The sequence below is a fragment of the Pseudomonas sp. 05N433 genome (genome assembly GCF_056396925.1).
In genome coordinates this window covers 76,722-83,503 of the sequence record NZ_JBFTML010000025.1, presented here as the reverse complement: position 1 = coordinate 83,503, position 6,782 = coordinate 76,722, and the positions used below count along the sequence as shown (strand labels likewise).

At 60.0% G+C, this 6,782-nt stretch carries 6 protein-coding genes; 1 reads left to right on the top strand and 5 read right to left on the bottom strand.

Annotated features, from left to right (window positions below; translation table 11 throughout):
- Window positions 1–92 precede the first annotated feature (92 nt).
- The 5 genes from AC1DIS_RS15270 to AC1DIS_RS15250 all read right to left on the bottom strand — a co-directional run bounded on the left by AC1DIS_RS15270 (window position 93) and on the right by AC1DIS_RS15250 (window position 5,749).
- The gene (locus tag AC1DIS_RS15270; protein WP_305411326.1) at window positions 93–1,427 is read right to left on the bottom strand and encodes an imelysin family protein; all 1,335 of its coding nucleotides are present in this window, start codon (window positions 1,425–1,427) and stop codon (window positions 93–95) included.
- A 144-nt stretch (window positions 1,428–1,571) separates the two neighbouring features.
- Window positions 1,572–3,623 (bottom strand): putative bifunctional diguanylate cyclase/phosphodiesterase, encoded by a 2,052-nt coding sequence (locus AC1DIS_RS15265; protein WP_477780953.1) that lies wholly within the window; start codon window positions 3,621–3,623, stop codon window positions 1,572–1,574.
- A 341-nt stretch (window positions 3,624–3,964) separates the two neighbouring features.
- The gene (locus tag AC1DIS_RS15260; protein WP_007938876.1) at window positions 3,965–4,561 is read right to left on the bottom strand and encodes a superoxide dismutase; all 597 of its coding nucleotides are present in this window, start codon (window positions 4,559–4,561) and stop codon (window positions 3,965–3,967) included.
- Between the two features lie 176 nt (window positions 4,562–4,737).
- A complete protein-coding gene (locus AC1DIS_RS15255) occupies window positions 4,738–5,340 on the bottom strand; it encodes a LysE/ArgO family amino acid transporter (protein WP_086944475.1) in 603 nt (200 codons plus the stop codon).
- A 7-nt stretch (window positions 5,341–5,347) separates the two neighbouring features.
- Window positions 5,348–5,749, bottom strand: coding sequence for an ACT domain-containing protein (locus AC1DIS_RS15250; RefSeq protein WP_477744533.1), 402 nt, complete (start codon window positions 5,747–5,749; stop codon window positions 5,348–5,350).
- A gap of 96 nt (window positions 5,750–5,845) precedes the next feature.
- Here AC1DIS_RS15250 and AC1DIS_RS15245 point away from each other — a divergent pair, with 96 nt between their 5' ends.
- Window positions 5,846–6,739, top strand: a complete 894-nt coding sequence (locus AC1DIS_RS15245; protein ID WP_477744534.1) for a LysR family transcriptional regulator ArgP — start codon at window positions 5,846–5,848, stop codon at window positions 6,737–6,739.
- The last annotated feature ends 43 nt before the right edge of the window (window positions 6,740–6,782 follow it).

Here is a 6,782-nt window from a genome sequence, read left to right as displayed (position 1 = left end):
TTGCCCGCGATGAGGTCATCAGCATCACCCAAAAGACAGGCATGAAAAAGGCGACCCGAAGGTCGCCTTTGTATTCGCTCAGCCAGCGTTGATCAGAACTCGTGATCAGCGTTGTCCGGGTTCAGGTCGCTGATGCCCAGTTTGCCGGCGGCAGCTTCGATCGAACCGGTCTGCTTGACCAGAGAGGCAATGGCGTCGCGCACGATCTGATTGCCAGCGGTGTTGCCGGCAGCGATCAGTTGGTCGTAGTGCTCACCCTTGTTGGCGTGATCGACCATGATCTGGATCTTGGCTTCGGTCGCAGCCAGGTCGGCTTTCAGCGTGGTGTCGGCAGCAGGGTCAGCCTTGGCCACCAGGGACGACAGGCTGGCGCCGGTCATTTTGGTGCCGTCGACACGGGTGTATTCGCCCAGGTACACGTTACGAATGCCTTTGGCATCGTAGAAGTGCGAGTTGTGGGTGTTGTCGCTGAAGCAATCCTGTTCGTCTTCCGGGGAGTTGGCTTCCAGGGAAACCTTCATGCGCTCGCCCGCCAGTTCGCCCAAGGACAGGCTGCCCATGCCGAACAGCATTTTGCGCAGACCGGATTCAGCCGGTTCCGCTTCCAGGGTGGCGCGGTAGTTGTCGGCCACGTTCGGCTTCCAGTTACCGACCATTTCTTCCAGGTCGTTGACCAGCAGTTGGGTCACGGATTTCAGGTAAGCGCGACGACGATCATTGTGACCGCCGGTAGCGCCTTTGCCTTCCAGGTAGTCGGAGGCTGGGCGGTTGCCGGCGCCAGGGCCGGTGCCGTTCAAGTCCTGGCCCCAGAGCAGGAATTCGATGGCGTGGTAGCCGGTGGCGACGTTGGCCTCGGAACCGCCCAGCTCGTTCAGGCTGGCGAGTTTTTCCGGGGTGATGTCTTTCACGTCGACCTTGTCTTCGCCAATCTGAATCTGGGTGTTGGCGATGATGTTGGCAGTAGCGCCCGGGTTACCCAGTGCGTGTTCGTAGGATTTGTCGACGTAGTCGATCAGGCCTTCGTCCAGTGGCCAGGAGTTCACCTGACCTTCCCAGTCGTCGATGATGGTGTTGCCGAAGCGGAACACTTCGCTCTGCAGGTAAGGCACGCGGGCCGCGACCCAGGCAGCCCGGGCGGCTTTGAGAGTGTCGGCGTCCGGCTTGGCGAGGAACGCGTCGACGGCGGTTTGCAGGGTTTTCGCGGTGGATTCGGCATCGCTGTAAACGGCAAAGACCATGTCGGCGTAATGCGCGACCACAGCCTTGGCGGCGGCTTCATCGACTTTAGCTGTGGTAGCAGGCGCAGCTGTGCTGGCGGCCGGGGTCGGCGCTTGTTGAGCGGCAGCCTTGTCTTTGCCTTCGCCGCAACCGGCGAGGGAAATAGCGATGGCCAGCAGACTGGCGGTGGCCAGAGGCATACGAATCATGGCGAACATCCTGCTTCGGTGATGGAGTGGGCGCGCACGGGCGGCGCGCAAAAGTGCGACATAATGCAAATCTTTCGCATTACCTGTAAAGGGTTACGCCTGCAAATATTTCTTATTCACGCAGATCAAAAGATCGCCGTTGTTTCAGAGGATGGCCGCGTTACTGCGCTGGGCCTGCTTGAGGTAGACGCTCAATTCCCGCGCCGGCAGCGGTTTGCTGTAGTGATAACCCTGACCTTCGTGGCAGCCTTCGGAGATGATGTAGGCCTCTTGCTCGGCGGTTTCCACGCCTTCGGCAATCACCTGCATGCCCAGGCTTTTGCCCAGCTGGATGATGGCCCGGACGATGGTCGCATCGTCGTCGTCATCGAGCAGGTCCTGAACGAAGCTCTTGTCGATCTTGATCTTGTCCAGCGGCAGGCTTTTCAGATAACTCAATGACGAATAACCGGTGCCGAAGTCGTCGATGGCGATCAGCGCGCCGGAGCGACGCAGGCTCAGCAAGTGCTGGGCGGCGGTGCTGATGTCTTCCATCAGGCCGGTTTCGGTGACTTCCAGCTCCAGGCTGCGCGGTGGCAGGCGGTAGATCTGCAGCAGGTTATTGACCACCCGCGGCAACTCGGCGTGGTGCAATTGCACGGTGGACAGGTTCACCGCCATGCGCAGGTCGACGAAGCCCTGATCGTGCCACTCGCGCAGTTGTTTGCAGGCCTGGTCCAGCACCCATTCGCCAATGGCAATGATGGTGCCGTTCTGCTCGGCCAGCGGGATGAACWGGTCCGGCGGCACCAGCCCATGCTCGGGATGCTGCCAGCGAATCAACGCCTCGACACCTACCACGCGATGATCGCGGTAGCTGATCTGCGGCTGGTAGACGAGGTAGAACTGGTCGCGGATCAAGGCGTCACGCAGATCTTTTTCCAGCTCGCGACGCCGACGCATTTCCGTGTCGACGCTGGCGATATAGAACTGATAGCGGTTGCGCGAGCGCGTCTTGGCCAGGGTCATGGTCTGCTCGGCTTTTTGCAGCAGCTTCTCGGTGCTGTCACCGTCCTCGGGGAACAGGGTGATGCCGATGGTGGCGCGCAGGCGGATTTCCTGATGATCGAGGGCGAACGCCGCTTCCAGATCATCGAGAATGCTTTGGGCCAGTTCGGCGGCTTCGTAGGGTTGTTCGATGTCGGCCTGGACCAGCGCGAACTGGTCGCCACCCAAGCGGGCGAGGGCGCCGAGGCGGCCGCTGTGAGCCCGCAGGCGATCGGCCAGGGCCAGCAGCAACTGGTCGCCGGTCTGGTAGCTGAACTGTTCGTTGACGCCTTTGAAGTCATCGAGCCCGACACACAACACCGCGACCCGACGCTGCAGTTTGCCGGCGTCGACAAGGATCTTGTCCAGCTGTTGCTGCAATTGCTGGCGGTTCGGCAGACCGGTGAGAAAATCGTACTGGGCCATGCGTAACAGGCTGTTTTCTGCTTCGTGGCGCAGGTGAGTGTTGCGCTCAATGGATTCGAGCAGCTGGTTGGCGGTGTTGATCCAGACCCCCAGCTCGTTTCTTTCATGACCCTTGAGCTGTGGGATCTTGTGGGCGCTGGGCCGGTCCGGGTTGATTTCAGTCAGATGTTCGATGATCCGCGACAATGGTTTGGTCAGCAGCCAGTGGTAAACCAGATACAACACCAGGCTCATGGCCAGGGCGCGCAAGACGCCAGAGATGAAGATGATCACCGAACTGACGATGAAGCTCTGGCCGTAGGTGGCGGTGTCGAGGGTAATGCTCAGGTCGCCGTAGTACTCGCTGTAGGGACCGCGACCCACCAGTTGGGTGGTGAACGTGCGTTCCTGGCCGAGGATCAGGTCAGTCAGCCAGCGGCTGTGGGACTGCTGAAGCTCGCGGGATTTTTGCGCGAGCATGGCTTCGTGGGGGTGGCCGATGGAGGCCATGCGCACGGCGTCATCCTGGAACAGGCCTTCGATCACCTGCATGCCCATTTCCCGATCCAGGCTGTAGACCGCCTGAGTGGAGGGATCGCGGAACATGTCGAGGATGCGCTGGGCATCGTTGGCAACCGCCTGACGTGTTTTATAGGCATCGAAAACAATCTGTGCGCAGCTCAAGACCACGCCGACGATCAATGCCGACAGGAGCACGACCCGGAGTAACTTCACCGACAAGCTGTTCTTGAGTTCCAGCTTCAAAGGGTTATTCCTTGTTCCGTGCGGGTAGCGTCAAGTTGCCATGAGTATTGGCAATCCCGTGATGGCAGTCAAAGGGACAATCCAACCCGGGGGATATTGCCGGTAGCTTGGCCGCTAGGCTGCTGTTTGGAGTATTTGCCCTATTAACACTGTGTCGGTTGCCGGGGCCTTCAACTTGAGGAGGTTGAGGCAATTTTTCCTTGTGTTGATGTTAGACCGCTGTGCTGCGGGGGCAAGAGGGCGAATGCGGTTCGCGTTGTGGGAAAGCACGCCCCACGTACGGATTTTCGATGGCGTAAAAAACCCGGCATAAAAGCCGGGTTTTTTGACTGGCGCGAAGCTTAAGCGGTGAAGGTTTTGCCTTCGAACTGCTCAGCCACGAATTTCCAGTTGACCAGGTTCCAGAACGCTTCGACGTACTTCGGACGAAGGTTGCGGTAGTCGATGTAGTAAGCGTGTTCCCAGACGTCGCAGGTCAGCAGCGGGGTATCGCCGCTGGTCAGCGGGTTGCCGGCGCCGATGGTGCTGGCCAGGGCCAGGGAACCGTCAGCCTTTTTCACCAGCCAGCCCCAACCGGAACCGAAGGTGCCGATGGACGTTTTGCTGAACTCTTCCTTGAACTTGTCGAACGAACCGAAAGCAGCGTTGATGGCATCAGCCAGAGCGCCGGTTGGTTGACCGCCGGCGTTTGGCGCCAGGCAGTTCCAGTAGAAAGTGTGGTTCCAGACCTGAGCGGCGTTGTTGAAGATACCGCCCGAGGAAGTCTTGACGATTTCTTCCAGGGTCTTGCCTTCGAACTCGGTGCCTGGCACCAGGTTGTTCAGGTTCACGACATAGGTGTTGTGGTGCTTGTCGTGGTGGTATTGCAGAGTTTCCTCTGAAATGTGCGGCTGCAGGGCATTGTGCGCGTAAGGCAGCGGCGGCAATTCGAAAGCCATGATGATTCTCCTAATCAGGTCAGTTGCGGTGAGCGCAAGGCCGATCACGGGCGGCCAGACATGCGCCGGGGAGTTTGTACTCTTTGCGGCGCAGGGATCGGATCATAGCACCGGGGGTGCGGCATAACCACGCAACAACTGTGTGGAATAGAGGTTCCAGAGCCTTTTGGAATAAATCATGAAGCGATGATCAACTGGAACGCTACGGTGAACATCATTACGGCCACCAACAGGTCGAGGATTCGCCAAGTGCTTGGCCGTGCCAACCACGGTGCCAACCACGCTGCGCCAAGGGCCAGGGTAAAAAACCACAGCAACGAAGCACTGGCCGCGCCCACGACATAAGCACCGGGCTCGGTCTGTTGTGCGCCAAGGGAGCCGATCAGCAACACGGTGTCCAGATAAACGTGCGGGTTGAGCAGGGTCACCGCCAAAGCGCTGAGCAGTACCGCCCGCAATGAGCGCACGGTCTGGTTCTCACCTTGTTGCAGGCTCTGTTTCGAGCACGCCCGACGCAGCGCCAGGCTGCCATACCACAGCAGAAACGCCGCGCCACCCCAACGAGCGATGGCCAACAGAGTCGGGTTCTGCGCCAGCAACGTCGCCAGGCCGAACACCCCGGCGGCTACCAGCAACGCATCGCAGGTGACGCAGAGCGCCGCCACCGGCAGGTGATGTTCACGTCGAAGACTCTGCGCCAACACAAACGCATTCTGAGTGCCGATCGCCATGATCAGCCCGGCGGCCACCAACAGGCCGTTCACATAGCTTTGCCACATAAGATTTTTACTCCGCGTTGGCCGCCAGATCCCGCAGTACCTGCAGGGCGCGTTCGGCATCGGCCTGGCCGACGAACAAATGGTCGTGGTAGTAGCCGGCAATCACGTTGCAACTGATGCCGGCCTGGCCCAGTGCCGTGGCGAACGCGGCGGTCAGGCCGACGGCTTCAAGGGCTGAGTGCACGTCCAAGGTGATCCAGGCAGCGATGTAGTCGAAGCTGAAACTGGCCTTCTCGGCGTGGGAACGTTGCAGAATCACCGTCAGCCCTTCCTGTTCGCGGAAGCTGCCGACAATCTCAAGGCCTGCGGGCAGCTTGCCGTCAGGCAACGTGCAGAACACGTATTCGCCGTCGTTGAGTTGCGGGCTCATGCTGCGCAGCAGGGTTGCCAAAGAGGTTTCGCCAGCCATGTCGGTGATCCTTGTTCAAGAGTTCTTGCTGGCCATTCTCCGGTGGGAAGTTGTATAAGAAAAACCAATAGTGCTGATCGCTCATTAGGAAAACTGATGTTAGACTACAAATTACTGTCCGCCCTCGCCGCCGTGATCGAGCAGGCCGGATTCGAACGCGCCGCGCAGGTCTTGGGCTTGTCCCAATCGGCCATCTCCCAGCGCATCAAACTGCTCGAGGCGCGGGTCGGCCAACCGGTGCTGGTGCGGGTCACGCCACCGGCTCCGACGGAGATTGGCCGGCGATTGCTCAACCATGTGCAGCAGGTGCGATTGCTGGAGCGCGATCTGCAAAGCCTGGTGCCGGCGCTGGACGAAGAAGGCCTGCCGGAACGCCTGCGCATCGCGCTGAACGCTGACAGCCTGGCCACCTGGTGGGCTGCGGCGGTGGGGGATTTTTGCGCGCAGGAGCATCTGTTGCTCGACCTGGTGGTGGAAGACCAGACCGTCGGCCTCAAACGCATGCGTGCAGGCGAAGTGGCGGGGTGTCTGTGCGCCAGTGAGCGGCCGGTGGCCGGTGCGCGCAGCGTGCTGTTGGGGGCGATGCGCTACCGTGCGTTGGCCAGCCCTGCATTCATTGCCCGGCATTTTCCCCAAGGTGTGCGTGCCGATCAGTTGGCCAGAACCCCGGCGCTGGTATTTGGCCCGGACGATTTCCTGCAGCATCGTTACCTCGCGTCAGTCGGCGTGAATGGCGGTTTCGAACACCATTTATGCCCGTCTTCCGAAGGTTTTCTTCGTCTCACGGAAGCAGGGCTTGGCTGGGGCCTGGTGCCTGAATTGCAAGTGCGCGAGCAACTGGCGCGCGGCCAATTGGTGGAGCTTTTGCCAGATAAGCCGATCGATGTGCCGCTGTACTGGCATCATTGGCGCAATGGCGGTCAGCTGTTGGGGTTACTCACCGATCAATTGGTGCGTTCGTCGAAGCAATGGCTGGTGCCGTTGGACTGACGGCTGGCGTCAAGACCTCACGCCCTATGCAAAACGAAAAACG